Raw genomic sequence first — 24,813 nt, forward strand, 5'->3', positions numbered from 1 at the left:
ATGGACCGCGCTGTGCGGGGCTACGACCGCTACGAGGACCGCTACGAGGCTGACGACCACCTCTCGAAGTTCGAGGCCGAGATGGAGCGGCTGCGGACCGAGCGGGAGAAGGCGGTCCAGCACGCCGACGACCTCGGCTATCAGGTCGAGGTGCTGCGCGCCAAGCTCCACGAGGCGCGTCGCACGCTCGCCCACCGTCCCGCGTACGACGCGGCGGACATCGGCTACCAGGCCGAACAGCTGCTGCGCAACGCCCAGATCCAGGCCGAGCAGCTGCGCAGCGACGCCGAGCGCGAGCTGCGCGAGGCGCGCGCCCAGACGCAGCGGCTGCTCCAGGAGCAGGCCGAGCGGCAGGCGCGCGTCGAGGCCGAGCTGCACGCCGAGGCGGTGGCGCGCCGGCAGCGCCTGGACGAGGAGCTGAACGAGCGCCGCCGCACCGTCGAGTCGCACGTCAACGAGAACGTGGCGTGGGCCGAGCAGCTGCGTGCCCGTACGGAGGCGCAGGCGCGCCGGCTGCTGGAGGAGTCGCGGGCCGAGGCGGAGGCGGCGCTCGCCGCCGCGCGCGCGGAGGCGCAGCGGCTCACGGAGCAGGCGAGCGCCCGGCTGGGCACGGCGGCCGAGGAGGCCCGTGCCGAGGCGGAGGCGATCCTGCGGCGGGCCCGTACGGACGCGGAGCGGCTGCTGGGTGCGGCGTCGGCGCAGGCCCAGGAGGCCACCGACCACGCCGAGCGGCTGCGCACGTCGACCAGCACGGAGGCCGAGCAGGCGCGCAGTACGGCGGCGGAGCTGACGCGGGCCGCCGAGGCGCGGATGCAGGAGGCCGAGGCGGCGCTGCGCGAGGCACGGGCCGAGGCCGAGAAGCTGGTGGCCGAGGCCAAGGAGGCCGCGGCGCGGCGGCTGTCGGCCGCCGAGACGGACAACGAGCAGCGGGCCCGTACGGCCAAGGCCGAGATCGCCCGCATGGTCAGCGAGGCCACCAAGGAGACCGAGGCGCTGCGCGCGGAGGCCGAGCAGCTGCGTGCGGACGCGGCGGCGGAGGCCGAGCGGATGCTGGCCGAGGCGGCGGAGAAGGCGCGCAGTGCCGTGGCCGAGGACTCGGCGGCGGCGCTGGCGAAGGCCGCGCGCACCGCCGAGGAGGTGCTGGCCAAGGCGTCGGAGGACGCGAAGGCGACGACGAAGGCCGCGCAGGCGGAGGCGGAGCGGATCCGCGCGGAGGCCGAGGCGGAGGCCGAGCGGCTGCGCAAGCAGGCCGCGGACACGGCCGAGCAGCTCAAGGGCGAGGCCGAGGACGACACCGAGGAGTACCGGGCCCGGACGGCGAAGCTCCAGGAGGAGGCCGGGCGGCTGCGGGCGGAGGCCGAGCAGCTGCGCGCGGAGGCGGTCGCCGAGGGCGAGCGGATCCGCGGCGAGGCGCGCCGGGAGGCCGTCCAGCAGATCGAGGAGGCGGCCAGCACCGCCGAGGAGCTGCTGCTCAAGGCCAAGGCGGACGCGGAGGAGACGCGGTCGGGCGCGGCCGCGGAGAGCGAGCGGGTACGGGCCGAGGCGGCCGAGCGCGCGGCGGCGCTGCGCAAGCAGGCCGAGGAGGCGCTGGAGCGGGCCCGCGCCGAGGCCGAGGAGATGGCCGAGGAGGCCGAGGACCACGCGGCGCGGACGCGTGCGGAGGCCGAGGAGGAGGCCGCGCGGCTGCGCGAGGAGGCCGAGAAGGCCGCGCGGGCGCGCACCGAGGAGGCGTCGGCGGAGCTGACGCGTCTGCAGGAGGAGGCCGAGTCCCGGCTGGAGGCCGCCGAGACGGCGCTGAAGGAGGCGCGGGCCGAGGCGGAGAAGCTGCGCCGGGAGGCGGGCGAGGAGACCGAGCGGCTGCGCGGCGAGACCGCCGAGCGGGTGCGTGCGCTCCAGGACCAGGCGGAGGCCGAGGCCGAGCGGCTGCGCGAGGAGGCGGCGGCCGAGGCGTCGACGGCGCGCGCGGAGGCCGAGGCGGCCGCGGCGCGGCTGCGCGCGGAGGCCGAGGAGGAGGCCGAGCGGCTGCGGTCGGAGGCGCAGGAGAGCGCGGACCGGCTGCGGGCGGAGGCGGCCGCGGCGGCCGAGCGTACGGAGGCGGAGGCCGCCGAGGCGCTCGCTGCCGCGCAGGAGGAGGCGGCCCGCCGCCGCCGGGAGGCCGAGGAGCTGCTCGGCGACGCCCGGAGCGAGGCGCAGGCCGAGCGTGAGGCGGCGCGCGAGCAGAGCGAGGAGCTGCTGGCTTCGGCGCGTACGCGGGTCGAGCAGGCGCAGGAGGAGGGCCGGCGCCTCGTCGAGGAGGCGGAGCAGCGGGCCACCGAGCTGGTGACGGCCGCCGAGCAGACCGCGCAGCAGGTGCGGGACGCGGTGGCGGGGCTGCACGAGCAGGCCGAGGAGGAGATCGCCGGGCTGCGCTCGGCGGCCGAGCACAACGCCGAGCGCACGGTCACCGACGCGCAGATCGAGGCGGACCGGGTGCGCGCCGACGCGTACGCGGAGCGCGAGCGCGCCGACGAGGAGGCGGCCCGCACCCGGGCCGACGCCAAGGCGCTGGAGGAAGCCGCGCGGGAGCGCGCCGAGCAGCTGCGGGCCGAGGCGGCGCGGGTGCTGGACGAGGCGCGCGAGGAGGCCGGTGTCCGGCGCAGCGAGGCGGCCGAGCAGGCCGACGAGCTGCTCACCGAGGCCCTGGCCGAGGCGGAGCGGACGACGGCGGCGGCGACCGCGGAGGCCGAGCGGCTGCGGGCCGAGGCGGAGCGGCTGGTCGACGAGGCGCGGGAGGCGGCCGGTGCCCGGCGCACCGAGGCCGCGGCGCAGGCGGACGAGCTGATCGCGGAGGCGGCGGCCGAGGCGGAGAAGCTGCGGACCGAGGCCGCGGGCGCGGTGGAGACCGCGAAGGCGGAGGCGGCGCGTTTCGAGGAGGAGGCCCTCAAGGCCGCCGAGGCGCACCGCGCCGGGGCCGAGGAGGAGGCCGAGCGGCTGCGCGCCGAGGCGCAGCGGGTGCTGGACGAGGCGCGGGAGGCGGCCAACTCCCGGCGCAGCGAGGCGGCCGAGCAGGCCGACCAGCTGATCGCGGAGGCCACGGCCGAGGGCGAGCGCATCGTCGCCGAGGCGTCGGAGATGATCGACGTCGCGAAGGCGGAGGCCGCGCGGTTCGAGGAGCAGGCGCGGCAGGCCGCGGAGGCGCACCGTGCGGAGGCCGACGCGGACGCGGAGCGGCTGCGTACGGAGGCGGCCCGGGTCCTGGACGAGGCGCGGGAGGCGGCCGGTGCGCAGCGCACCGAGGCCGCGGCGCAGGCCGACGAGCTGATCGCCGAGGCGACGGCCGAGGCGGAGCGGATGGCGGCGGAGGCCGCCCGCGCCCTGGAGGAGGCCAGGCAGGCGGCCGAGGCGCGCCGTGCGGAGGCCGACGAGCAGGCGGAACGGACGCTGGCCGAGGCGGCGAAGGAGGCCGAGCGGCTGCGGGCCGCGGCGGCGGAGAAGAAGGCGAGGGCGGACGAGCAGGCCGAGGCCGTGCTGGCCAAGGCGACGGCCGAGGCCGAGCGGATGGTGGCGGACGCGTCCGCCCGGGCGCAGCAGATGCGGACCGACGCCTCCGACGCGCTGGCGTCGGCGGAGCAGGACGCGGCGCGCACCCGCGCGGAGGCCCGCGAGGACGCCAACAAGATCCGTAACGAGGGCCGTGCGGAGGCCGAACGGATCGTCAACGAGGCCGAGGAGCTGACCTCTTCGGCGCAGGACGACGCCGACCGGATCGTGGACAAGGCCCGCGAGGCCGCCAACGCCCGCCGGGCGGAGGCCGCGGCGCAGGCCGACGAGCTGATCGCCGGGGCCACGGCCGAGGCGGAGAAGATGGCGGCGGAGGCCGCCCGCGCCCTGGAGGAGGCCCGGCAGGCGGCCGAGGCGCGCCGCAGGGAGGCCGACGAGCAGGCCGAGCGCACGCTGGCCGAGGCGAACGACGCCGCGGAGCGGCTGCGCGCGGACGCCGAGGCGGTGCTGGACAGTGCCCGCCGGGAGGCGGCACGGACCACGGACGAGGCGCGCGAGGCGGCCAACTCCCGCCGTGCGGAGGCGGCCGAGCAGGCCGACCAGCTGATCGCCGAGGCGGCGGCCGAGGCCGAGCGGATGGCGACGGAGGCCGCCGAGGCGCTGGCGGCCGCGCAGGAGAACGCCAACAGCACGCGCGCCGCCTCGGCCAAGATCAAGGCCGATGCGGTGCTGGAGGCGGAGCGGCTGCGCGCCGAGGCGCGGGCCGAGGGCGAGCACATCGTCGACGAGGCCCGCCGGGACGCGGCCGAGCGCCGGCAGGAGGCCGCCGAGCAGGCGGACGCGCTGGTGGAGCGGGCGCAGGAGGAGGCCGTACGGGCCGCCACCGCGGCCGAGGAGCAGGCCGACGCCATGGTGGGCGCCGCGCGCAAGGAGGCCGAGCGGATCGTCCAGGAGGCCACCGGCGAGGGCAACGCGCTGGTGGAGCGGGCGCGGTCGGACGCGGACACGCTGCTGGCCGAGGCCCGCGGCGACGCCACGGCCATAAGGGAGCGCGCCGAGGAACTGCGGTCGCGCATCGAGTCCGAGGTGGAGGAGCTGCACGAGCGGGCGCGGCGGGAGGCCGCCGAGGCGATGGCGTCGGCGGGCGAGCGCTGCGACAAGCTCGTGGCGGCGGCCACCGAGCAGCTCGCGGAGGCCGAGGAGAAGGCGGCGGCCCTGGTGTCGGACGCCAAGGGCGAGGCGAACAAGGTGCGCATCGCCGCGGTGAAGAAGGCCGAGGGACTCATCAAGGAGGCGGAGCAGAAGCGGGCCACCGCCGTACGGGAGGCCGAGCGCCTGCGCACCGAGGCTCGGGCGGAGGCCGACGAGCTGCTGGCCGAGGCGCGGCAGGAGCTCGCGGCGCTTGAGCTGCGTCGCAAGGACATCCAGGCCGAGATTTCCCGTGTCCAGGACGTGCTCGAAGCGTTGGAATCATTTGAGTCCCCCGGGGCGGGCGGCTCGAAGGACGGCGGGGTGAAGGCCGCGGCGGGGGTCGGCGCAACTCGATCGGGTGGCAAGCAGGATAGGAAGTAGCCACTCATTCGAGGGGTCATTTTCCGGATTCCCCTCCTCTTTCGCCATCATCTGCCGGATGACACGCCGCCCGCGCCCCTAGGATTCGCTCTATCACCTCACCGGTCTCCAATGACAGGAACCCCATGAGCGACACTTCCTCTCCCTTCGGCTTCGAGTTGGTGCGGCGTGGATACGACCGCGGCCAGGTGGACGACCGCATCGCCAAGCTCGTAGCGGACCGGGACAGCGCCCTGGCCCGGATCACGTCTCTGGAAAAGCGCATCGAGGAACTGCACCTCGAAACACAGAACGCCCAGGCGCAGATCAACGACGCGGAGCCGTCGTACGCGGGGCTGGGCGCGCGGGTCGAGAAGATCCTCCGGCTGGCCGAGGAGGAGGCCAAGGACCTGCGTGAGGAGGCCCGGCGCGCCGCCGAGCAGCACCGTGAGCTGGCCGAGTCGGCAGCCCAGCAGGTGCGCAACGACGCCGAGGCGTTCGCCGCCGACCGGAAGGCGAAGGCGGAGGACGAGGGCGCCCGGATCGTCGAGAAGGCCAAGGGCGAGGCGGCCGCGCTGCGGGCCGAGGCGCAGAAGGACGCCCAGTCCAAGCGCGAGGAGGCCGACGCCCTCTTCGAGGAGACCCGCGCCAAGGCCGCCCAGGCCGCCGCGGACTTCGAGACCAACCTGGCCAAGCGGCGCGAGCAGTCCGAGCGCGACCTGGCGTCCCGTCAGGCCAAGGCCGAGAAGCGGCTGGCGGAGATCGAGCACCGGGCCGAGCAGCTGCGCCTGGAGGCCGAGAAGCTGCGCACGGACGCCGAGCGGCGCGCCCGCCAGACGGTGGAGACCGCGCAGCGCCAGGCCGAGGACATCGTGGCCGACGCCAATGCCAAGGCGGACCGCATCCGCAGCGAGTCCGAGCGGGAGCTGGCGGCGCTCACCAACCGCCGCGACAGCATCAACGCCCAGCTGACCAACGTCCGCGAGATGCTGGCCACGCTGACCGGCGCGGCCGTGGCCGCGGCCGGGGTGCCGGGCGACGACGAGCCCATCTCGCGCGGCGTGCCGGCCCAGCAGAGCCGCTGAGCGCTGTCCTTTCCTGTGTGACCGGGGGATCCTGTGCCGGCGCGCCCGCCGCCCTCCGGGCGGTGTGCGGCGCGCCGGACGGCGGCGCGGCGCGCGGAGGCCGTGCCCGGTGGCGGGCGGCCGCCGTCGCCCTTATCGTGGCGGAATGATCGAGCTTGAGGGTCTGACCAAGCGCTACGGCGACGTCCTCGCCGTCGATCAGCTGACGTTCACCGTACGGCCCGGCGTGGTGACGGGCTTCCTGGGCCCCAACGGGGCGGGCAAGTCCACGACCATGCGGATGATGCTGGGCCTGGACCACCCCACGAGCGGCTCGGTCCGTATCGACGGCCGGCACTACCGGCAGCTGCGCGACCCCTTGCGGACGGTGGGCGCCCTGCTGGACGCCAAGGCCGTGCACGGCGGTCGCAGCGCCTACCACCACCTCCTCTGCCTGGCGCAGAGCAACGGCATCCCGCGCTCCCGGGTGGGCGAGGTGCTGGACCTGGTGGGCCTGGCGCCGGTGGCGCGCAAGCGCACCAAGGGCTTCTCCATGGGCATGGGCCAGCGGCTGGGCATCGCCGCGGCGCTGCTCGGCGAGCCGCGGATCGTGATGTTCGACGAGCCGGTCAACGGGCTCGACCCGGAGGGCATCCACTGGATCCGCACGCTGATGAAGAACCTGGCGGGCCAGGGCCGTACGGTCTTCGTCTCCTCGCACCTGATGAGCGAGATGGCGCTGACCGCGGACCACCTGGTGGTCATCGGCCAGGGCCGGCTGCTCGCCGACACGGGCATGGCCGACTTCATCCGGGAGAACTCCCGCTCCACGGTGCGCATGGTCTCGCCCGAGTACGAGCGGCTGCGCGAGGTGCTGCACGGCGCCGGCATCGACGCCGCGCCCGACGGGCGGGGCGGCCTGGAGGTGACGGGCGAGGACGCCGCGCACCTGGGCGAACTGGCGGCGCGGCACCGCCTCACGCTGCACGAGCTGAGCCCGCGGCAGGCGTCGCTGGAGGAGGCGTTCATGCGGCTGACGGCGACGGCGGTGGAGTACCACGCGCACCAGGACCGGCCTGCGGCGGACGCGAGCGCCGGTGGGGGCTGGGGCGCGGGGTGGGACGCGCGGGGCTCGCGAGGCTCGCAGGAGCGGAAGGAGCCGCGGCGATGACGACGCCGGGGACGACGGCGGTGCCGGGGATGACGGGGATGACGGCCCAGGTGCTGCGCTCGGAATGGACGAAGATCAAATCGGTGCGTTCCACGGTGTGGACGCTGGGCGTCGCGGTCGTCGTCACGGTCGGGGTCGGGGCGCTGATCAGCGGATTGTCGGCGCGCGAATACAAGAATCTGTCGGTCGAAAGCAAGATCAAATTCGATCCGACGTTCACGAGTTTCGCCGGAATGGGGCTCGGTCAGCTCGCACTGATCGTTTTCGGGGTGCTGGTGGTCTCGAATGAATACAGCACCGGAATGATCAGGACGTCGCTCGCCGCGGTGCCGCAGCGCGGCCTTTTCCTGTTCAGCAAGATCACGGTGGCGACGGCGCTGGCCTTCGCCGTCGGCATGGCCACGAGTTTCGCGGCGTTCTTCACCGGCCAGGCGATGCTCGGCGAGCACAGCGTGGCGCTGGGCGACCCCGGCGTACCGCGGGCCGTCGTGGGCGGCGGCCTCTACATGACGCTGATCACGGTCTTCTCGATGGGCGTCGCGACGATGCTCCGCAGCCCCCTGCTCGCGCTCGGCATCCTCATGCCGTTCTTCTTCCTCGTCTCGGCGATCCTCGGCAACGTCCCGGCGACGAAGAAGGTGGGCCAGTACCTGCCGGACCAGGCGGGCCAGAAGGTCATGCAGGTGGTCACGGCGGGCAACGACGCCCCGTACGGCCCGTGGGCCGGCCTCGGGATCATGGTCCTCTGGGTCCTGGCGGCCCTGGCGGGCGCGTACGCGGTCCTGCTGCGCCGCGACGCGTAGCGCAGCGGCCCACGGCGCCCGCGGCGCCCCGCGGCGCCGTGTTTCCCCCTCCTCCCCCGCCGGGCAGGCATGCCGTCATGAGCCCGGACGTCGCGCGTTCCCTTCGTGCCCTCGGGCTGGACGTCGCGCCCGCGGTGCGGCCGCTCAGTTATCCCGGCCGGCCCGTCACCGCGCCCGCCCTCCTCGCCGGCGCGGAGCTGCTGCCCCTCAGACCGGGTCCCGGCGGGCCCGGGCAGTGGGCGACGGACGGCGGCGGCCTGGACGCCGTGCTGGCCGCGCTCGGCGGGGCGCCCGTCGCGGGGCGGCGGGCCGTGCTCGCCACCGGGTCCAACGCCTCGCCCGCCCAGCTCGCCCACAAGCTCACGCGCGCCGGGCTGCCGGCCCTCGTGCCGATGGTGCCCGTACGCGTCCGGGGGCTGGCCGTCGGGTGTTCCGCGCACATCGGGCGGCACGGGTACGTGGCGACGGCCCCCTACCCCGACCCGGGCGCCTCGCTGTCGCTCGTCGCCGGCTGGTTCGACCCGGACCAGCTGGCGGCCGTCGATGCCACCGAATTCAACTACCGGCGGGTCGGGCTGCCGGACGGCGGCCCCGTCACCCTCCCCTCCGGCGAACCGCTCCCCGGCGGGGCCGACGTCTACGTCAGCCGCTGGGGCGTGCTCCTCGACCCCGCCGACGGGCTGCCCCGCCCCGGCGGCGGCGACCAGGCCGCGCTGCTGACGGCGCTCCTGCGCGGCTCCGCGCGGCTGCGCGCGCTGCTGGGGCCCGGACCGGACGACTGGGTGCGGCGGGCCGCCGCGGACGAAGCCGTCCGCGCCGAGGGCACGCGGCTGCTGGCCGCCGAGGGCTGGGTGCTCCCGGTGTACGACCCCCGGCCCCCGGAGTCGTGACCTTCGGCCCCCGGGGAACCGTCAACCCCTCGTCTATCCTCCTAACCTTTACGGGGCATGTGCCCCAGGCTGTGACATCGCAAGGGGCGGAGAGAATGATCGAGGCCGTCGGCCTGACGAAGCGCTACGGCGCCAAGACAGCCGTGCACAACCTGTCGTTCCAGGTACGTCCGGGGACCGTGACGGGGTTCCTGGGGCCCAACGGCTCCGGGAAGTCCACGACCATGCGCATGATCCTCGGGCTGGACGTGCCCTCCGCGGGGCACGTCACGATCGGCGGGCTCCCGTACCGCCGGCTGCCGAACGCCCCGCGCAAGGTCGGTGCGCTGCTGGACGCCAAGGCCGTGCACGGCGGGCGCACCGCGCGCAAGCACCTGCTGGCCCTCGCCCAGCACGCCGGCATCCCCGCGCGCCGCGTGGACGAGGTGCTGGGCGTCGTGGGCCTCCAGGAGGTGGCGAACAAGCGCGCCAAGGGCTTCTCGCTCGGCATGGGACAGCGGCTCGGCATCGCCGCGGCGCTGCTCGGCGACCCCGAGGTGCTGCTGTTCGACGAGCCGGTCAACGGCCTGGACCCCGAGGGCATCCTCTGGGTGCGGAACCTGATGAAGTCCCTCGCCGCCGAGGGCCGCACCGTCTTCGTCTCCTCGCACCTCATGAGCGAGATGGCGCTGACCGCCGAGCACCTCATCGTGATCGGGCGCGGGCAGCTGATGGCCGACATGAGCGTCAAGGACTTCATAGCCGCCAACTCGGCCGGCTTCGCCCGCGTCCGCACGCCCGACGGCGAGGCGGAGGGGCGCGAGAAGCTGACCGCCGCGCTGGTCGAGGCCGGCGGCCAGGTGCTGCCGGAGCAGGACGGCGCGCTGCGGGTCACGGGCCTGCCGCTGCCGCGCATCAGCGACGTGGCGCACGCCGCGGACGTCCGGCTGTGGGAGCTCTCCCCGCACCAGGCGTCGCTGGAGGAGGCGTACATGCGGATGACGCAGGGCGCCGTCGACTACCGCTCCACGGCGGACCCGCGGGCCGCGCTCCAGCCGCCCGCCCCCGCGCCGTGGCAGCAGCCCCTGGCGGCGGCGCCGCCGGACTGGCCCGAGTCGTCGTACCCGGTGCTGCCGGGCGAGCGCCCGAACCCGTACGCGCAGCCGCCCGCGGCCCCGCCCCAGGCGCCCCCTGCACCCCCTGCACCGCAGGCCGCCCCCACGACCGCCCCCGCCGACCTCACGAAGCGCGACAGCGAGGACGCCCGATGACCACTCCGCAGCACCCCGCGCCCCCGCAGAACGCCCCCCAGAACGCCCCCCAGGCCGCCCCGCTGCCGTCCGTGCCCCAGCAGCCCGCCGCGGCCCCTCGGCCGCTGTGGCCCGGCCAGGAGGCGCCGTCCGGCTACGTCTCGCCGATCCCCGTCCGCAAGCCCACCCTCGCCGACGCGATCGTGGCGGAGTGGACGAAGATCCGCTCGCTGCGGTCGACGATGTGGACGCTGGCCGCGCTGCTCCTGTGCGTCGTGGGGCTCGGCGTGCTCATCGCCGTGGTCATCAACGCCGTGTCGACGGGCGCGCACGCGGAGGGCACCGGCTCCGTCCTGATCCTCGGCCTCTACGGGGTGCTGCTGGGCAGCATCTGCGTGATCACGCTGGGCGCGCTGACGACGAGCTCCGAGTACGGCACCGGCCTGATCCGCACCACGCTCGCCGCCTGCCCCGACCGCGGCCGGCTGCTGGCGGCCAAGGCGATCGTCTTCTTCCTGCTGTCCTTCGTCCTCATGCTCGTCTCCACGACGCTGGTGGGCCTCGTCGACCAGGCCCTCGTCGGGCCCCTCGCCGAGCGGGCACCGACCGCGGAGGAGTGGCTGCGCACGACGCTCGGCGTGAGCGTCTACGTCTCGCTGCTGGGCGTGCTGGCACTGGCCGTGGGCGCGCTGCTGCGCCACTCGGCCGCCGCGATCACGGTCATGCTGGGCGTGGTGCTGCTGCCGCTGGTCATGTCGATGTTCATGTACAGCAACAGCCTCAGCGACGTGCGCGAGGCACTGATCGAGTACTCGGTGCCCAGCCAGCTGACCGCCCTCTACGGGGTCCACATGATGGACGGGCCGAGCGGCTGGGAGCCCCTGCTGGTCATCGGGGTCCTCACCGCCGCCGCCCTGGGCGGCGCCTACGCGGCGCTCAGCCGCCGGGACGCCTGACCCACCAGGCGCCCACCGGCCCTAATACCGGGGCGCGTTGCGAGACCGCTGGAGCCTGGCGCTCCGGCGGTCTCGTGCGTTCCAGCACGCGCGGTGCCAGTGCCGCCGGTCCTCGACGCCCTGCCCGTACTGCGGCCAGGCCACCACGTGCGGCACGCCCGGCGGGATCTCCTGGTCGCAGCCGGGGCAGCGGTAGTGCTTGCCGGCCGAGCCGCCGCCCACCAGCCGCACCGCCCAGTCCTCGCCCTGCCAGCTCTCCGTGCGCTCCAGCCCGTACCGTTCGGGGTTCACCTCGCGCGGGGCGGCGTCTCTTCTCTCGGCACCGCCCTTGGGGCGGTTTCGGCGCGGGGACACGGGGCACCTCGACAGTTCCGGGGACTACGAATCGTGACCAGCCTACGCGGCAGCGTCACCGCTCCTCCGGCGTCGTATGACGGCTGAGATCCGATCATCATGAAAACTTCACGCCCAGCCGTACCTTTGGCACGTGTCAGGCGTTATTGCCTCCGGGGGGACGCGGCGTCGGTCACCAGGAGGGACACGGAACGATGCGCGTAGGAGCTTTCGTCCTGGCTGCGCAGTTCCCGGGCCAGGGCCACGCGGAGGCGCTGCACCGGGCCGTCAGGTCGGCCGAGGTCGCCGAGGAGGCGGGCCTGGACGCGGTCTGGCTGGCGGAACACCACTTCGTACCGTACGGGGTGTGCCCGTCCGCGGTGACGCTGGCGGCGCTGCTGCTCGGCCGGACCCGCCGGATCGGCGTGGGCACGGCCGTCAGCGTCCTGCCCACCACGCACCCGGTGACCCTGGGCGAGCAGGCGGCGCTGCTGCACCTCGTCTCCGGGGGCCGGTTCACCCTCGGGGTGGGCCGCGGCGGTCCGTGGGTGGACCTGGAGGTGTTCGGCCCCGGACTGGAGGCGTACGAAGAGGGGTTCCCCGAATCCCTCGAACTGCTGATGCGCTGGCTGCGCGAACCCCGCGTGGGCGCCCGGGGCGAACGGTTCCGCTTCCGCGAGGTGCCCGTCGTCCCCCGCCCCGACGACCTGCTGGACGTGCCGGGCCCGCCCGTGGTCGTCGCCTGCACCTCGCCCGCCAGCGTGCGCCTGGCGGCGGCGCGGGGCCTGCCGATACTGCTGGGCATGCACAGCCCGGACGACGAGAAGGCCGAGATGGTGGCGTTGTGGCGGCGCTGCGCGCTGGAGGCGGGCCACGCGCCGGAGTCCGTGGCCGCCGCGGGCCACGTCGCCGCGGGCGTCGTGCAGATCGCGGACCGCGACGACGACGCGGCCGAGACGTTGCTGAAGGCGATGCCGGGCTGGCTCCACCACGGGCTGTCGGCCCACGTCACCGTCGACGGCCGGACCCGCCGCATGCGCGATCCGCTCGCGTACACGGAGCTGCTGTGCGGCCTGCACCCGGTGGGCACGCCCCGGCGGTGCGCCGACCGGCTGGCGGCCACCGCCGAACGGACGGGCATCAGCCGCTTCGCCCTGCTCGCGGAGGGCTCGGGCGACCTGGCCGGCACGGAGGAGAACCTGCGCCGGCTGGGGAGCGACGTCCTGCCGCTGCTCGCCCCGCCGGCAGCTGCCGCCCCCTCCTCCGTCGCACCTGTGGTGCCCCGGAGCGGCAGCACGGGCTGTCTTTAGCAGTCGCGCAGCTCCGGCGACTGGTTGAGCAGCTGGCCCCGCACCGAGGTGAACCGGGCCAGACGCTCGTCGGCTGCCGGGCCGGGCGGGAAGACCGCCACCCGGTGGCAGTTCTGGAAGGCCAGGCGGACCCCGAAGTGCCGCTGGAGCGCCCCCCGGATCGCGTCACTCGCCAGGGCGCGCAGGAGCTGGCCGCGCGCCTGCTCGTCCGGCGGCGGCGTACGGTTGTCGGCGATCTCACCGCCGTCGGCGTGCAGCCGGTCCACCAGGGAGCTGATCATCTCCCATGCGTAGGGCAGGGAGTTCCGGACGCAGTCGACGAAATCCGCTTCGTCGACCTCGCCTCGCTCGGCCTGTTCGAGGAGGGCCGGTGAGACGTCGAGCGACATGGGTTCTCCTCTCGCGACCCCAGCGGGCGGGGTCTTGGGGGTGGGCGAGCGGACGACGACGCTCCGTGCCCGTACGACGACCGCCCGCCTCAACGGTAATCCGGCCATGAGGGGCCCACCAGGAGAATGGGGAAGTGTGGCCAAAGCCTGCAGGGGCCACTCAGGGCGAATCGCGCCGAGCGGCGTGAGTCGAGTAGCGTGACACACCATGCGTCTCGTCATCGCCCGTTGCTCCGTGGACTACGCGGGCCGGCTCACCGCCCACCTGCCCTCCGCCCCCCGCCTGATTCTGGTCAAGGCCGACGGCAGCGTCTCCATCCACGCGGACGACCGTGCCTACAAGCCCCTCAACTGGATGTCGCCGCCCTGCACCCTCAAGGAGGAGGACGGCGTCTGGACGGTGATCAACAAGGCGGGCGAGAAACTCATCATCACGATGGAGGAGGTCCTGCACGACTCCTCGCACGAGCTCGGCGTGGACCCCGGCCTGATCAAGGACGGTGTGGAGGCGCACCTCCAGGAGCTGCTCGCCGACCGCCTGGAGACGCTCGGCGAGGGCTGGACGCTGATCCGCCGCGAGTACCCGACGGCCATCGGCCCGGTGGACATCCTCTGCCGCGACGCCGACGGCGCCACGGTGGCCATCGAGCTCAAGCGGCGCGGCGAGATCGACGGCGTCGAGCAGCTGACCCGCTACCTGGAGCTGCTCAACCGCGATCCGCACCTGGCGCCGGTCCGCGGCATCTTCGCGGCGCAGGAGATCAAGCCGCAGGCGCGGGTCCTGGCCACCGACCGGGGCATCGACTGCGTCGTTCTCGACTACGACGCGCTGCGCGGCATCCAGGACGACAAGCTGCGGCTGTTCTGACGCTCCACGACTCCACGAAAGGGGGGCGGAACCCGTTACGGGTCCCGCCCCCCTTTCGTGTGCCGTCAGGCCACCGGCGTTCCCGTCCCGCCCTGGCCGCTCTGGCCGCCCGGCCCGGTGGGGTCGGCCGGCCCGCTGGCGGTGTTGGACGTCGTACCGCCCGTGGGCTGCGGGAGCGTCGGCTTCGGCTCCGCCGTCTTCGTCGGCTGCGGCGGCGTGGTCGGCTCGGCCGACTTGGTCGGCGGCGGCGTGGTCGGCGTCCGCGTCGGGCTCTGCGACGGCTGCCCCGACGACGGGGACGGCGACGGCGACCCGCCCGGGCTCTGCGAGGCCGACGGCGACCCGCCGGGGCTCTCCGACGCACCCGGCGACGAGGACGCGCTCGGGCCCGTCGACCGGCCCGGCGCACCCGCCTGGCCCGGCAGCGCCGGACGGCCGGTCTCGCCCGGCGCCGGCTCGTCGGCCGACAGGCCGCCGTCGCCGTCCTGCTGGGACGCCGACTGGCCGGGCCGCACGGTCCCCTGCTGTCCGCCGTCGCTGCCGCCGGACGCCGCGCCGAGCGTCACCACGGCGGCGAGCACGCCCGCGAGCACCACGCCCGCGCCGGCCGCGACCAGGTTCCGCCGGTTGCCGCCGGACATCAACTTCTGCACGAAGGGCACCTGCGCCACGCGCGCCACCTGTGCGGCGACCCGCGCCGGCGGCGCGGCGGACTCCTCGCGCCGGGCGTCGGGCACTTCCTCGCCCGCCGGGGGCGACACCGGGACGGCGACGGAGGCGGGGACGGGCGGCGTCCTGGGCGGCGGCGGCACCGCCGCCGGGGCCGCCGGCACACGGGACCGGGACCGGTCGGCCACCAGCGCCAGGGCCCGCCGACCGGCCACCGCGCCCCGCTTGTCCGCGAGGACGCCGCGCAGCCCGATGGACGCCTCCAGCTCGGCGCGCGCCCGGTCCAGGTGCCCGGTGCACAGCGCCAGCACACCCAACTCGTGGTGGAAATACGCTTCTTCGCCGACTTCCCCAGCCAGCCGGGCGGCCTCCTGCCCGTACCGCAGGCAGCGCTCCCACGCGCCCCAGTGCAGCCCCGCGGCGAAGGCGGGCGCGGCCGTACGGGCCAGCAGCACGGCGGCGGCCCGCTGCCCGGCGTCACCGGAAGCGGAAGCGGAACCCGAGCCGGAACCGGAACCCGACCCGGCACCCGAGCCGCCCGCCAGCGCGCCCAGCACCGCGAGCACCGCCTCCGCCTCGCGGCAGATCCGCTCCGGCTCGACCGACGGATGCCCCGCCCACCACGCGTAGTGCTGGGCCGCGGTGAGCGCGACGGACGCCGCGTCGTCGCCGTAGCCCTCGGTGAGGAGCTGCTCGCGGACACCGGCGGCGAGCCGGTACCGCGGCCCCGCCGTGGTGATCAGCCCGCAGGCCAGCAGGGCCCCGACCGCCGCGTCGGCGTGCGTGTCACCGACGAGCGCCGGCAGGTGCGCCTGGTGCGGCAGTTCCCCGCCCAGGGCGACGGCGAACCGCAGGGCGTCCCGCGCGGGCTCGTCGAGCCGGGCGGCGAGCAGCCCCGCGGGCGCGGCGGCCTGCGCCAGCGACGGCAGGGCCGCCCCGGCGGAGCCGGCCCCGTCCCGTCCGGTCAGCCGCAGCAGCGCCCCGGCCTGGACGAACCGCAGCGGCAGGCCCTCCGACTCGAACCACAGGTCGGCGGCCCAGTCCGCTTCCTCGTCGGTGAGCGGCCGGTCGACGGCGTGCTCCAGGAGCTCCAGGCACGCGGTGCGGTCGAGCCCGCCGAGGAACACCTCCTCGACGTGCGAGTCGGTGGAGGGCGCGGCCACGTCGGGCGTGGCGGCCAGCAGCCAGGCGCACTCGGGCGTGGCGTCGAGCAGCTCGTCCAGGGCGGCGCCGCCGAACTCCATGTCGTCGAGGACGACGACGGCGCCGATCCGGGCCACGGCGGCGAGCAGTTCGGCCCGCTCGGGCCGGAAGTCGGGCGCGTGGTGGACGGCGGCGTAGAGGTCGTGCAGCAGGTCGGCGACGGAGCGGTGACAGCCGGTCAGCCGGACGACGCCGTCGGGAGCAAGGGCCGCGCAGTCGTCGGCGACGGCGTCCAGCAGGGCGGTGCGCCCGGCGCCGGACGGGCCGGTGAGGCGTACGGAGCGGCCCCGGGAGAGGAGCCGGCCGAGGCGTTCGCGCTCCTCGTCGCGGTGGAGCAGCGGCAGCCGCGGGCCGTCCTCGCGTGCGGGCGGCGTGGGTGCGGCGGCGCGGCGCAGCTCGGCGCGGCGCTCGGCGCCGTGCCGCTCGGGCCGGGCGGGCAGGGCGCCGGGCGGGCAGGGCTCTATCTCGCTGCCGTCCAGGGGGTTGACGGTGAGGAGGTAGTCGCCGCTGACGAGCTGGGCGACGCGGACGGGCTGCTGCCCTGCGGCCTCGGGGGCCGGCGCCGCGTCCCGGGCGGGGCGCCGTCTGCGGTCGGCGCCGTCGGCCTCGGCGGCGTGGCCGCCGGCCGTGCCGGACCGCGGCTCGTCGTCGTGGAAATCCTCGGGTCCCCGGTTCGTCGGGTCCATGCTGCAGAGCCCCCAAGATGCGTGGCGTGCCGTCGTGCCGGCCTGTCCGCACTCGTTCGACCTCCGGCCCGGTGCCCGCCGTGGGCTTGGTGGGTGGCGGGAAACCGAACAGACCTTGGCACAGTATCGCCGACCCGCGGGGTGCCGCGTGCCGGGGGACGTCACAGTCGTATCAGGATCGGGGCATTCTCGACACGGGGGGCGCTCCCGTCCCTTCCGCGCCGTTCTCCCGGTGCGGGACGGTTTCGACGCCGCCGAGGCCCCCCATGCTCCCGATGGACTCCATGCTGTCGAGGTTCTCGATGGCGAGGATGCGGTGCAGCCGGGTGGCGACCAGGACGCGCTGCATCCGGTCCGGCACGCCGCGCAGCACCAGCCGCCGGCCGGCGCGGCCGGCGCGGCGGTGGGCGCTCATGATGACGCCGAGGCCGGTGGCGTCCCAGGAGTCGAGCTCGGTGAGGTCGAGCACGAGGTCGCCCCGGCCGGCGTCGAGCGCGGAGTGCAGGACCGTACGGGCGTCCGCCGCGCTGCGGACGTCGAGGCGTCCCCCGACGACCAGTTCGGCATGGTCGCCCCTGATGTGCATGTGCGCTCCCGGAGGTGGTGCGTGCCTGATCGGGCTTGGACGTGACGGGTGGCTCTAAAGACCTGACTGCCTCTCACACCACAAAGTTGCCGCTTGTAAGCGAACCGATACCGAAATCACCCCGGAGGGTGAAGCGGGTGGCCCAGCGGTCCTCAGTACTGGTAGAAGCCCTGGCCGCTCTTGCGGCCCAGGTCGCCCGCGTCGACCATGCGGCGCATGAGCTCCGGCGGCGCGAACTTCTCGTCCTGGCACTCGGTGTAGATGTTCTGGGTGGCGTGCAGCAGGATGTCCACGCCGGTGAGGTCGGCCGTGGCGAGCGGGCCCATGGCGTGGCCGAAGCCCAGCTTGCAGGCGACGTCGATGTCCTCGGCGGAGGCCACGCCGGACTCGTACAGCTTGGTGGCCTCGACGACCAGGGCCGAGATCAGGCGGGTGGTGACGAAGCCGGCCACGTCGCGGTTGACGACGATGCAGGTCTTGCCGACGCCCTCGGCGAACGCGCGGGCCTTGGCGAGCGTTTCGTCGCTGGTCTTGTGGCCGCGCACCAGCTCGCACAGCTGCATCATCGGCACGGGCGAGAAGAAGTGCGCGCCCACGACCCGCTCGGGGCGCTTCGTCGCGGCCGCGATCTTGGTGATCGGGATGGCGGAGGTGTTGGAGGCCAGCACGGTCTCGTCCCCGACCAGGCCGTCCAGGGTGCGGAAGATGTCCCGCTTGGTGTCGACGTCCTCGAAGACCGCCTCGACGACGATGTCGGCGTCGGCCGCCGCGTCCAGGTCGGTGGTGGGGGTGATGCGGGCCAGCGCCTGCTCGGCCGCCGCGGCCTCCAGCTTGCCCTTGGCGACGAACTTGTCGTACGAGGCGCGGATGCCGTCCGTGCCGCGGCGCAGCGCCTCGTCGGTGACGTCCCGGAGGACGACGTCCCACCCGGCCTGCGCGGAGACCTGGGCGATCCCGGAACCCATGAGTCCGGCACCGATGACGGCGAGCTTCTTGGCCACTGCTGTCCCCTTACTCCCTGTGCCCATACCTGTGCGTACGCGGCTCTCCGCCCGGACATTAGCGTTCGGAGGCGGCCTGTTGGGCGGTTAGAGATGCGCGTCACGTCCCCCTGGACACACGTCACACGGGAGGTTCCGGGGGGCTCGTGCGTGGCTAGGCTCAGGGGCATGGTCAATCTGACGCGCATCTACACCCGGACCGGGGACGACGGCACGACCGCCCTCGGCGACATGAGCCGTACCGTCAAGACCGACACGCGCATCGCGGCGTACGCGGACGCCAACGAGGCCAACGCCGCGATCGGGGTGGCCATCGCGCTGGGGCAGCTGCCCGAAGAGGTCGTCAAGGTGCTCGTACGGGTACAGAACGACCTGTTCGACGTGGGCGCGGACCTGGCCACGCCGGTCGTCGAGGACCCCAAGTACCCGCCGTTGCGGGTGGAGCAGTCGTACATCGACAAGCTGGAGGCGGACTGCGACCGCTTCCTGGAGCCGCTGGAGAAGCTGCGCAGCTTCATCCTGCCGGGCGGGACGCCCGGCGCGGCGCTGCTGCACCAGGCGTGCACGGTGGTGCGCCGCGCCGAGCGGTCGACGTGGGCGGCGCTGGAGCTGCACGGCGACATCATGAACCCGCTGACGGCCAAGTACCTGAACCGCCTGTCCGACCTGCTGTTCATCCTGGCCCGCTCGGCCAATCAGGAGGTCGGGGACGTGCTCTGGGTGCCCGGCGAGAACCGCTAGCGGTGCGGCCCCCGCCGGGTGGCGGGGGCCTTACGGGTCCGTCAGCGCAGGCCGTCGTCCACGGCCTTCATCAGCGTGCCGCTGTCGCCCGACATCTCCCAGATCATCACCCCGCCGAGGCCCTTGCCGCGCAGCCAGGCGGTCTTCTTCCCGATGGACCAGGCGTCGTCGAACGTCCACCACTGGCCGCCGTCGCCGGTGTAGCCGTACGTGGCGACGGCCTGCTCGTCGTGGTAGACCGTCAGCCCCGGTACCGAGGCGAGCAGGTTGTCGTAGCCGCGGGTGCCGGACTCCTCGGGGAACTGTCCGGGGGCCGCGCCGTCGGCCGCCTGCCAGGTGCCGTGGGCGCCGCCGTCGGTCACGCGCTGCCAGCCGCGGCCGTAGAAGGCGAGGCCGAGCACGAGCTTGCGCGGGTCGGCGCCGGCGTCGAGGTAGGTGCGCACGGTGCCGTCGACGCTGAACTTCGTGGTGTACGGGTCCTTGGGGTCGGTGTAGAGGTTGCCCTGGTGGCCGGTGCGCTTGGGCTCCCAGCTGTTGTCGCTGCCGGAGCCGTGGAAGTCGTAGCCCTGGACGTTGGCGAAGTCCATGGAGTCCAGGACGCTGGGCGTGCCGTCCTTGGTGGTGATGTCCCAGCCCGCGTCGATCTTGCCAGGGTCGGCCGGGGTGAAGGCCGTGAGCAGGTACTTCCTGCCGGTGGTGGCGGACAGCGCGTCGAGCTGCCGGCGGAACTCCTGGAACAGCAGGATGTTGTTGGCCTTGTCGTCCTTGGAGACGTGGTTGCCGGCGTGGCCCTCGGAGCCGGGCCACTCCCAGTCGAGGTCGAAGCCGTCGAAGATGCCGGCGGCGGCGCCGGCGCCGCCACGTCCGTTGGTCACCGGCAGGTTGCCCTTGAGGTACAGGTCGATGCAGGACTGGACGAACTTCTTCCGGGAGGCGTCGGTCCGCGCCACGTCGGAGAAGTACTTGCTGTACGTCCAGCCGCCGATCGACATGTTGATCTTCAGCTTGGGGTACTTGGCCTTGAGCTTCTTCAGCTGGTTGAAGTTGCCGGCCAGCGGCTGGTCCCAGGTGTCGCCGACGCCGTCGACGGACTCGCCGGCGCCGAAGCCCTTCTCGTAGTCGGCCCAGGAGTCCCCGGCGCCGTCGCCCTGGCTGGGGTCCTGCGGGTTCGGCGTGGTGGCCTTGGTGACGCCGTTGAGGCAGGTCAGGTTGACGGGGTCGATGTTGGAGAAGGCGTAGTTGAGGTGGGTGAGGCGGGAGGCGGCGCCGGTGGCGTCGAGGGACTTCACGGTGTACGCCCGCCCGTAGATGCCCCACTGCACGAAGTAGCCCACGCGGGCGTAGCCCGTGCCCGGCTGCGGGTCGGTGCCGCCGGTGGTCCGTACGGTCAGCGGGGCGCTGGCCGGCCCGGTCTGCCCGGCGGTGTCGCGGGCCACGACGGTGTAGGTGTACTCGGTGCCGGGGGTGAGCCCGGTGTCGGTGTACGCGAGCTTGACGACGGTGGCCACCTTGGTGGTGCCGCGGTAGACGTCGTAGTCCCGGATGCCCTTGTCGTCGGTGGCGGGCGTCCACTTCAGCGAGACGGAGGTGTCCTTGACGGCGGTGGCCTGCGGGGCGCCGGGCGCACCGGGTGGCGTGTCCCCGCCGGACGAGCCGTCGCACGGGCCGCCGTTGAGTTTGCAGCCCTGCGGGGTGCCGTCGCCGGAGGCCACGAAGCCGAAGCTGACGCTCGCCCCGGGGGCGATGCTGCCGTTGTACTCGCGGTTCTTGGCGGTGTAGTGGCCGCCGGAGGAGCTGACGAGGGCGTCCCAGTACGAGGCGACGGTGGTGCCGGACGAGAAGTCCCACTCCACGCTCCAGCCGTCCAGGGCCGTGGTGCCGGTGTTCTTGACGGTCCACTGCCCCTGGAAGCCGGTGCCCCAGTCGGAGGTCTTCACGAACTGCGCGGTGGCCGACGGTGCTGCGGCGGCGTGCGCCGGGACCGCGGCCGCGCCGGCGAGCGCGCCGGCGGGCAGCAGCAGGGCGGCCAGGGCCGCCACGGCAAGACGCAGGTGACGTAAGAGGTTTCTGTCGTGTCCCGTTCTTCCTGTACGCACGGCGTACTCCTCGGGTGAGGGCCTGACAGGGTGGGGGGTGCACAGGTGAGTGAGGGGAGCGTAGGAAGGTCCGTACCAATGGTCAAGAGGTCTGGACCAGACCCCATTCCCGGGCCCGGACCGCCGCCTGCACCCGGCTGCGCAGCTCCAGCTTCGCCAGCAACCGGCTGACGTGCGTCTTCACCGTGGCCTCCGCCATGCCCAGGCGCTCCGCCACCTCCGCGTTCGACAGCCCCTCTCCCAGGCACGCCAGCACCTCCCGCTCCCGCCGCGTCAGCGCCCGGAGCACCTCCGCGTCCGCACTCGGCTCCGGGCGGGCCGCCGGGCGCGCGAACTCGGCGATCAGCCGCCGGGTGACGGCCGGGGAGATCAGGCCCTCGCCCCGCGCCACCGTCCGCACCGCCGCCACCAGCTCCGCCGCCTCGCTGTCCTTCAGCAGGAACCCCGCCGCCCCCGCGCGCAGCGCACCGAAGACGTACTCGTCCAGGTCGAAGGTGGTCAGCACCAGCACGTCGGCCAGCCCCTCCCCCGTGACCACCCGCGTCGCCGACACCCCGTCCAGCCGCGGCATCTGCACATCCATCAGCACCAGGTCGGGGCGCAGCTCGCGGGCCAGCCGCACGGCCTCCTCCCCGTCGGCCGCCTCGCCCACCACCTCGACGCCGGGCGCCGACCGCAGGATCAGCACCAGCCCGGACCGTACGGCCGCCTGGTCCTCGGCCACCACCACACGAATCGCCGGCCGCTCGCTCATGACGCCCTCGCCTCCTCGTCCACGGGCAGTTCGGCCCGTACCTCCCACACCGTGCCCCCGTCCACCGGTCCCGCCGCGAGCCGCCCACCGAGCAACTCCACGCGCTCCCGCATCCCCACCACACCGGCCCCGGCGCCCGGCGCACGCTGCACCGGCCGCTCCCCCAGCGCGCTCGTCACCCTCACCGTCAGCGGCCGCCCGGCCGCCGCATCGCGCGTCAGCTCCACGCGCACCTCGCCCGGCGCCGCGTGCTTGACCACGTTCGTCAGCGACTCCTGCACGATCCGGTACGCCGCGAGCTCCACCGGCGCCGGCAGCGCACCCGGCCCCCGCCCGTCGTGGAGCACAAACGCGAACCGGTCGCCGGGCACGGCCCTGCGGGCCTGCTCCACCAGCGCGTCGAGCCCTTCGAGCGTGGGCGTCGCCGCCGGCTCGTCCGCCCCCGCGGCCTCCCGCAGCAGCCCGATCAGCCGCCGCATCTCCGCCAGGCCCTGCACGCTGTTCTCCCGGATGACGCCCAGCGCCTCCCGCGAAGCCGCCGGCTCGTCCAGCGACAGCGCCGCCGACGAGTGGATGGCGATCGCCGACAAGTGGCCCGCCACCATGTCGTGCAGCTCCCGCGCCATCCGCGCCCGCTCGGCCACCACCGCCTGACGGCGGTCCATCTCCGCCAGCAGCGCCATGCGCTCCGCCTCCAGGCGCGCGGCCCGCGCCTCGTCGCGGTGGACGCGCACCCCCACCCCGGTCCAGGCCGGTGTGATGGTGACGACGCCGAGCGCAATGCCCAGCAGCAACGCCTGCGGGTCCCGCAACAGCACCAGCGCGCCCAGGGTGCCCAGCACCGTGACCACCTCGGCGGCGCGCGGCACCAACCGGTACGCCGCCGGCGGCCCGTACAGCACGGCCGCGTAGATCAGGTCGGTGTACATGCCGGTGTTCGCGATGAGGTTGCCGGCACAGACGTCCAGCGTCAGCGCGGCCGTCCCGACGGCCAGCCCGGTCAGGGGCGCGCTGCGGCGCAGCAGCTCGGCCCCGGACATCACCACCAGCGCCACCAGCGCCAGCCACCGCGGCACGTCCGCCGCCGGCGTACTGCCCAGCCCCAGTACGTACAGCAGCAGACCGCCCGACAGGCCGGTGGCGGCGATCAGCAGGTCGAACCGGTCGGGGGGCCGGGGCGGGCGGACGGACGGCATGGCTCCATCACAGCACGTCACACGCGGTACGACCGTCCCCCGCCGGGGCGGACGACCAGGCCCCCGGTACATCGAACGATGCAGTCCCGGATCACCGGGGGCGACGACGACCCGGGGGAGGACGGCCAGCAAGCTGGTGGGGAAGGAAGGAGAACACCGTGATCGTCACGCTGATCGTCGCCTGCGAGGTCGGCTTCTGGGTACTGCTGGCCGTGGGGCTCGCCCTCCGCTACGGGGCGAAGATGCCGCGGGCCGGCCTCGCCGTGCTGCTCCTGGAGCCGCTGCTGGAACTCGTCCTGCTGGTCGTCACGGCGATCGACCTCAAGAACGGCGCGCGGGCGGACTGGAAGCACGGCCTGGCGGCCGTCTACATCGGGTTCTCCGTGGCGCTCGGCCACTCCATGATCAAGTGGGCGGACGAGCGCGTCGCCCACCGCTTCGCGGGCGGCCCGCCGCCGGTGAAGCCGCCGAAGTACGGCACGGCACGCACGGTGCACGAGTGGAAGTCCGCCGGCCGCTGGATCCTGGCCTCCGCCATCGCGGCCGGCCTGCTCCAGTGCGCGATCTGGTACGTGGGCGAGGGCGACACCAGCTCGCTGCGCGACTGGCAGAACAAGATGGGCATCGTGGCCGCGATCAACCTGGTCATCGCGGCGAGCTACACGCTCTGGCCGAAGAAGGAGCCGGAGACGGAAAAGGAAAAGATCAGCCTCTGAAGCCGCTCAGGCCACTCCCCCAGACTCCGTCCGGGGGCACCCCCACCACGGGGTTCAGGCCACTCCCCCAGACTCCGTCCGGGGGCACCCCCACCACGGGGTTCAGGCCACTCCCCCAGACTCCGTCCGGGGGCACCCCCACCACGGGGTTCAGGCAACGTTCACGCGCTGGCCCGGCGGCGCCGCCTCCAGCCAGGCCAGGAAGCCGGTCAGTGCGTCCTCGCTCATCGCCAGCTCCAGGAGCGTCTCCCGGTGCCGGCACACCAGGACGACCGCGTCCGACAGCAGCGCGAGCTCCTCCTCGCCCTGCGGGACGCGGCGGCGCACCACCTCGATGGCGTCCCGGTCCAGGACCCGGCGCGGCCGGGGTGCGTACGAGAAGACCCGGAACCACTCGATCCGGTCACCGTTGTAGCGCGCGACCCCGTACACCCAGCCCTTGCCGGCGGGTTCGGGGTCGTCCTCGGGAACGTTCCAGCGCAGGCTGCAGTCGAACGTACCGCCGGACCGCTGGATGAGCCGTCTGCGCAGTCCGAAGACGAACAGCCCCGCCAGCACCAGCAGGACGACGATGCCGCTCACGAGCAGCGCGAGGACCATCTCCACCGACCTCCTCGCATCATCTAGAGCAACCGCACCTGCGTTATTGCCTCAGCCGCGGACCGCCCTGGGATCTTCCAGTGCGGTCCGCGGCTGAGGGACGTACGTGTAGCGGATCTCGGGCTAGTGAACGCCCGTGACCGCCTTCAGCCGGACATCCGCGCGCCGCTCGGCGGCGGCGTCCGCCTCCGACTTGGCGCGCTCGAGCGCCCGCTCCGCGCGCTCGACGTCGATCTCGTCGGCGAGCTCCGCGATCTCCGCGAGCAGCGAGAGCTTGTCGTCGGCGAACGAGATGAACCCACCGTGCACCGCGGCGACGACGGTCGCGCCGTCGGCGGTCTTGATGGTCACCGGGCCGGACTCGAGCACACCGAGCAGCGGCTGGTGGCCGGGCATGACGCCGATGTCACCCGATGTGGTACGCGCGATGACCAGAGTGGCCTCGCCGGACCAGACGCTTCGGTCCGCCGCGACCAGCTCGACGTGCAGCTCAGCAGCCAACGTGGCTCCTCGGGTCTCCA

General features: G+C 74.3%; 20 protein-coding genes and 1 pseudogene. 11 read left to right on the forward strand and 10 right to left on the reverse strand.

Annotated features, from left to right (window positions below; genetic code table 11):
- The first annotated feature begins 12 nt into the window (after window positions 1-12).
- The 7 genes from scy (at window position 13) to IE305_RS17620 (ending at window position 11,144) form a co-directional block, all read left to right on the forward strand.
- Window positions 13-5,052, forward strand: coding sequence for a polarized growth protein Scy (gene scy, locus IE305_RS17590; RefSeq protein WP_190130704.1), 5,040 nt, complete (start codon window positions 13-15; stop codon window positions 5,050-5,052).
- 125 nt (window positions 5,053-5,177) lie between these two features.
- Window positions 5,178-6,116, forward strand: coding sequence for a coiled-coil domain-containing protein (locus IE305_RS17595; RefSeq protein ID WP_190130560.1), 939 nt, complete (start codon window positions 5,178-5,180; stop codon window positions 6,114-6,116).
- A 145-nt stretch (window positions 6,117-6,261) separates the two neighbouring features.
- A complete protein-coding gene (locus tag IE305_RS17600; RefSeq protein WP_190130561.1) occupies window positions 6,262-7,266 on the forward strand; it encodes an ATP-binding cassette domain-containing protein in 1,005 nt (334 codons plus the stop codon).
- 38 nt (window positions 7,267-7,304) lie between these two features.
- Window positions 7,305-8,069, forward strand: a complete 765-nt coding sequence (locus IE305_RS17605) for an ABC-2 transporter permease (protein ID WP_190130562.1) — start codon at window positions 7,305-7,307, stop codon at window positions 8,067-8,069.
- Between the two features lie 77 nt (window positions 8,070-8,146).
- Window positions 8,147-8,959 (forward strand): hypothetical protein, encoded by an 813-nt coding sequence (locus tag IE305_RS17610; RefSeq protein WP_190130563.1) that lies wholly within the window; start codon window positions 8,147-8,149, stop codon window positions 8,957-8,959.
- Between the two features lie 95 nt (window positions 8,960-9,054).
- Window positions 9,055-10,209, forward strand: a complete 1,155-nt coding sequence (locus IE305_RS17615; protein ID WP_190130564.1) for an ATP-binding cassette domain-containing protein — start codon at window positions 9,055-9,057, stop codon at window positions 10,207-10,209.
- Window positions 10,206-11,144, forward strand: coding sequence for an ABC transporter permease (locus tag IE305_RS17620; RefSeq protein WP_190130565.1), 939 nt, complete (start codon window positions 10,206-10,208; stop codon window positions 11,142-11,144). The genes IE305_RS17615 and IE305_RS17620 overlap by 4 nt, the downstream gene beginning before the upstream one ends.
- 21 nt (window positions 11,145-11,165) lie before the next feature.
- On the opposite strand, the gene IE305_RS17625 is transcribed toward IE305_RS17620, so the two are convergent.
- Complete coding sequence (locus IE305_RS17625) at window positions 11,166-11,498, reverse strand: Rv1322 family protein (RefSeq protein ID WP_190130566.1); 333 nt, start codon at window positions 11,496-11,498, stop codon at window positions 11,166-11,168.
- A 194-nt stretch (window positions 11,499-11,692) separates the two neighbouring features.
- On the opposite strand from IE305_RS17625, the pseudogene IE305_RS17630 reads away from it, so the two are divergent.
- A pseudogene (locus IE305_RS17630) lies at window positions 11,693-12,712 on the forward strand (LLM class flavin-dependent oxidoreductase); the annotation flags it as partial.
- A gap of 71 nt (window positions 12,713-12,783) precedes the next feature.
- On the opposite strand, the gene IE305_RS17635 reads toward IE305_RS17630, so the two are convergent.
- The gene (locus IE305_RS17635; protein ID WP_190130568.1) at window positions 12,784-13,176 is read right to left on the reverse strand and encodes an SCO5389 family protein; all 393 of its coding nucleotides are present in this window, start codon (window positions 13,174-13,176) and stop codon (window positions 12,784-12,786) included.
- Window positions 13,177-13,384: 208 nt separating this feature from the next.
- On the opposite strand from IE305_RS17635, the gene nucS reads away from it, so the two are divergent.
- Window positions 13,385-14,044, forward strand: coding sequence for an endonuclease NucS (nucS, locus tag IE305_RS17640; protein ID WP_190130569.1), 660 nt, complete (start codon window positions 13,385-13,387; stop codon window positions 14,042-14,044).
- 65 nt (window positions 14,045-14,109) lie between these two features.
- Here nucS and IE305_RS17645 read toward each other — a convergent pair whose 3' ends face one another.
- The 3 genes from IE305_RS17645 to IE305_RS17655 all read right to left on the reverse strand — a co-directional run bounded on the left by IE305_RS17645 (window position 14,110) and on the right by IE305_RS17655 (window position 18,189).
- Window positions 14,110-16,602, reverse strand: a complete 2,493-nt coding sequence (locus IE305_RS17645; RefSeq protein WP_190130570.1) for an ATP-binding protein — start codon at window positions 16,600-16,602, stop codon at window positions 14,110-14,112.
- Window positions 16,603-16,774: 172 nt separating this feature from the next.
- Window positions 16,775-17,188: an STAS domain-containing protein gene (locus IE305_RS17650; RefSeq protein WP_229891111.1), complete on the reverse strand. Its 414-nt coding sequence runs from the start codon at window positions 17,186-17,188 to the stop codon at window positions 16,775-16,777.
- Window positions 17,189-17,340: 152 nt separating this feature from the next.
- Window positions 17,341-18,189 carry a 3-hydroxyacyl-CoA dehydrogenase family protein gene (locus IE305_RS17655; RefSeq protein ID WP_190130571.1) on the reverse strand — a complete coding sequence of 283 codons (849 nt, stop codon included), beginning with the start codon at window positions 18,187-18,189 and terminating at the stop codon, window positions 17,341-17,343.
- 168 nt (window positions 18,190-18,357) lie between these two features.
- On the opposite strand from IE305_RS17655, the gene IE305_RS17660 reads away from it, so the two are divergent.
- Window positions 18,358-18,930, forward strand: coding sequence for a cob(I)yrinic acid a,c-diamide adenosyltransferase (locus IE305_RS17660; RefSeq protein WP_190130572.1), 573 nt, complete (start codon window positions 18,358-18,360; stop codon window positions 18,928-18,930).
- A 41-nt stretch (window positions 18,931-18,971) separates the two neighbouring features.
- On the opposite strand, the gene IE305_RS17665 is transcribed toward IE305_RS17660, so the two are convergent.
- From IE305_RS17665 to IE305_RS17675, 3 genes are all read right to left on the reverse strand, one after another.
- Complete coding sequence (locus tag IE305_RS17665) at window positions 18,972-20,969, reverse strand: glycoside hydrolase family 18 chitinase (protein WP_229891113.1); 1,998 nt, start codon at window positions 20,967-20,969, stop codon at window positions 18,972-18,974.
- 139 nt (window positions 20,970-21,108) lie between these two features.
- Entirely contained in the window at window positions 21,109-21,780 is a 672-nt protein-coding gene (locus IE305_RS17670) for a response regulator (protein WP_190130573.1), read from the reverse strand.
- Window positions 21,777-22,976, reverse strand: a complete 1,200-nt coding sequence (locus tag IE305_RS17675; protein WP_190130574.1) for a sensor histidine kinase — start codon at window positions 22,974-22,976, stop codon at window positions 21,777-21,779. Before IE305_RS17675 ends, IE305_RS17670 begins: the two co-directional genes overlap by 4 nt.
- Before the next feature lie 158 nt (window positions 22,977-23,134).
- Here IE305_RS17675 and IE305_RS17680 point away from each other — a divergent pair, with 158 nt between their 5' ends.
- Window positions 23,135-23,692 (forward strand): hypothetical protein, encoded by a 558-nt coding sequence (locus IE305_RS17680; protein ID WP_190130575.1) that lies wholly within the window; start codon window positions 23,135-23,137, stop codon window positions 23,690-23,692.
- Between the two features lie 150 nt (window positions 23,693-23,842).
- On the opposite strand, the gene IE305_RS17685 is transcribed toward IE305_RS17680, so the two are convergent.
- Window positions 23,843-24,292, reverse strand: a complete 450-nt coding sequence (locus tag IE305_RS17685) for a DUF2550 domain-containing protein (protein WP_190130706.1) — start codon at window positions 24,290-24,292, stop codon at window positions 23,843-23,845.
- Window positions 24,293-24,415: 123 nt separating this feature from the next.
- On the reverse strand, window positions 24,416-24,793 hold the full coding sequence (locus IE305_RS17690; protein ID WP_190130576.1) for a F0F1 ATP synthase subunit epsilon: 378 nt from the start codon (window positions 24,791-24,793) through the stop codon (window positions 24,416-24,418).
- Window positions 24,794-24,813 lie beyond the last annotated feature (20 nt).

Source organism: Streptomyces mashuensis (genome assembly GCF_014654785.1).
In the GTDB taxonomy this organism is placed as follows: Bacteria; Actinomycetota; Actinomycetes; order Streptomycetales; family Streptomycetaceae; genus Streptomyces; species Streptomyces mashuensis.

Excerpts from the sequence above, each read along its gene's own strand:
- IE305_RS17595 (WP_190130560.1), top strand. The coding sequence starts at position 5,178 with ATGAGCGACACTTCCTCTCCCTTCGGCTTCGAGTTGGTGCGGCGTGGA.
- IE305_RS17600 (WP_190130561.1), top strand. The coding sequence starts at position 6,262 with ATGATCGAGCTTGAGGGTCTGACCAAGCGCTACGGCGACGTCCTCGCC.
- IE305_RS17605 (WP_190130562.1), top strand. The coding sequence starts at position 7,305 with ATGACGGCCCAGGTGCTGCGCTCGGAATGGACGAAGATCAAATCGGTG.
- IE305_RS17610 (WP_190130563.1), top strand. The coding sequence starts at position 8,147 with ATGAGCCCGGACGTCGCGCGTTCCCTTCGTGCCCTCGGGCTGGACGTC.
- IE305_RS17615 (WP_190130564.1), top strand. The coding sequence starts at position 9,055 with ATGATCGAGGCCGTCGGCCTGACGAAGCGCTACGGCGCCAAGACAGCC.
- IE305_RS17620 (WP_190130565.1), top strand. The coding sequence starts at position 10,206 with ATGACCACTCCGCAGCACCCCGCGCCCCCGCAGAACGCCCCCCAGAAC.
- IE305_RS17635 (WP_190130568.1), bottom strand. The coding sequence starts at position 13,176 with ATGTCGCTCGACGTCTCACCGGCCCTCCTCGAACAGGCCGAGCGAGGC.
- nucS (WP_190130569.1), top strand. The coding sequence starts at position 13,385 with ATGCGTCTCGTCATCGCCCGTTGCTCCGTGGACTACGCGGGCCGGCTC.
- IE305_RS17645 (WP_190130570.1), bottom strand. The coding sequence starts at position 16,602 with ATGGACCCGACGAACCGGGGACCCGAGGATTTCCACGACGACGAGCCG.
- IE305_RS17650 (WP_229891111.1), bottom strand. The coding sequence starts at position 17,188 with ATGCACATCAGGGGCGACCATGCCGAACTGGTCGTCGGGGGACGCCTC.
- IE305_RS17660 (WP_190130572.1), top strand. The coding sequence starts at position 18,358 with ATGGTCAATCTGACGCGCATCTACACCCGGACCGGGGACGACGGCACG.
- IE305_RS17670 (WP_190130573.1), bottom strand. The coding sequence starts at position 21,780 with ATGAGCGAGCGGCCGGCGATTCGTGTGGTGGTGGCCGAGGACCAGGCG.
- IE305_RS17675 (WP_190130574.1), bottom strand. The coding sequence starts at position 22,976 with ATGCCGTCCGTCCGCCCGCCCCGGCCCCCCGACCGGTTCGACCTGCTG.
- IE305_RS17685 (WP_190130706.1), bottom strand. The coding sequence starts at position 24,292 with ATGGTCCTCGCGCTGCTCGTGAGCGGCATCGTCGTCCTGCTGGTGCTG.